Source organism: Salinivibrio siamensis (assembly GCF_001996005.1).
GTDB lineage: Bacteria > Pseudomonadota > Gammaproteobacteria > Enterobacterales > Vibrionaceae > Salinivibrio > Salinivibrio siamensis.
Genome location: NZ_MUFB01000054.1, coordinates 1 through 1,938, shown reverse-complemented (window position 1 = coordinate 1,938; position 1,938 = coordinate 1). Strand labels below are relative to the sequence as shown.

Sequence of the window (1,938 nt, the reverse complement as noted above, 5' to 3'; positions counted from 1 at the left end):
CTCCATGATCTGATACATAGATTAATGCTGTATTATATTTAGAAGATAGATCTTTTAACTTCTCTATAACTTTATTTATAACATAGTCGGTATATAAAATTGTATTGTCGTATGTGTTTACTATTTCCTCTCTAGAGCAGTTTTCAATGTCGGCTCGTTGACAATCAGGGGAAAACACTCTCATATTTTCCGGATATCGCTTATAGTATGTGGGACCATGACTACCAATTAGGTGTAGTACTGCCATGAAATCTTTTCCATGTTCCGTGCTAGGTATATTATCTATAAAAGGTTGAATAACCGCCTCGTCAAAGCAAGTTTGTCCATCACAATAGGTCTGGCTTCTCTCACGGTTTACTATAACTTGTGGGATGTTCTTAGCGACACCTTTATCACCACTATCATTTTCTACCCATAGCATCTCTGTGCCTGCGCGTTGCATGATATCAAGTAGGTTATCTTGTTTGTCGGCACGTTCTCGATTAAAGTTTTCTCTTTCCAAGATAGAAAAAAGACATGGCACAGAAACTGCGGTTGCTGTTCCACATGAGCTTACATTTTTGAATGAGATAATATCTTCTTGCGATGTGAATTGATTTGTTTCTCGCGAATAACCATTTAGTTGTTGGTTCTCGGCCCGAGCCGTTTCCCCTAAAACAAAAACAAATAGAGTTGGTTTTTTTGTATGTTTTTCGTCTTTTTTTTGTGCGTCCTCACCAATTTTTTTGTATGGTAGAGGATCCGACAGGTATTTATTGTTGACATATTTCCCAATGCTATAAACTAACTCTGTGGGAATGATAACCTTTTTTAAGTAAGAGTTATTTCTGCCAACGGATGCATAATCTTGATAATATAAACTAGCAATGATCAGTATGACAACTACCGATGCTATTACCGATATTATCTTTTTCATTACCATAAAAAAAATGGGATCACTTTCTTCTATTTTCACAATAAAAAGAAATAATGATGGAACCCCTCCCATGAGTAAAACCCACGCGATAGAATAAAAACTAATATAACTTGATGCCTCTGCCACGTCCGTTTCGAAAATGTTCACAATCATATCGCTGTCAAAAATTATACCGTAGTGGGAAGTGGCATAGCTTGCCCCAGCGGATAGAAGCAAAAGTAAGATAAAAAAAGGTTTTGTAATAAATGGCCAGCTAAAAGCGTTAAAAATAATATTAAAGCTAGCGATGAAAAAGAGAGGGATTGTAGCGACGAAACCAGGATTTACGCTGTCTAACCTATAGAGTATTCCTCCAAGTTCATTATAAACTGGAATGTTAACAATTAATGCGAAATATATAGCGATCACTATCGTTATTGACGTGTGAGAAAACTTTACATTCTTTATGTTCACGACTTAAACATCCTTAGTATTAAGGCAGCATGGATTTAATGTAGTTACGCTTACCAAAACGACTCATCAAAATGGCGGCGCTAACATGGATAGTGACGAGGACCAGGGTTGCGTTGGCAGCAAACTCATGGACTTCTTCTAACCATTCGAGCTCTTCACCTGACTGCGTCATTGTCCAGCCAGTCAAAATGGTGACGAGGAGCAATCCCCAAAGACTCCAAATCATAAGTGCCGCGGCAGGGTTATGACCTGAGCTTGTATGATCACGCCCTCGTATAAGGTTGCTGAAGTGAGCTCGAGCGGCAGAAAGCGAGGGTATAAAACGGGTTAGTCGTGCTTCTGAATGCGTGAGCATTCCCCAAATCAGACGTAAGACAATGGCCTCAAGGATCACGTACCCAAACCAGCGATGAATGTCACTGCCTTCTTCCGTGACGCTCATGTTGGCAAAGAATAATGCAGCAATCAGCCAATGGCTCAACCGGACAACTCTGTCCCATTTAAATAGTCGTGGGGTGTTAGTGGTCATGGTAATTTCCTCTCATGTGGTTATGTCTTCACTCTATGAG

At 39.5% G+C, this 1,938-nt stretch carries 2 protein-coding genes; both read right to left on the bottom strand.

Annotated features, from left to right (window positions below):
• Positions 1-1,369: phosphoethanolamine transferase (locus tag BZG73_RS15855; protein WP_077668824.1), on the bottom strand; the 1,369-nt coding region annotated here is incomplete at its 3' end.
• 19 nt (positions 1,370-1,388) lie between these two features.
• Positions 1,389-1,898, bottom strand: coding sequence for a cytochrome b/b6 domain-containing protein (locus BZG73_RS15850; RefSeq protein WP_077668823.1), 510 nt, complete (start codon positions 1,896-1,898; stop codon positions 1,389-1,391).
• Positions 1,899-1,938 lie beyond the last annotated feature (40 nt).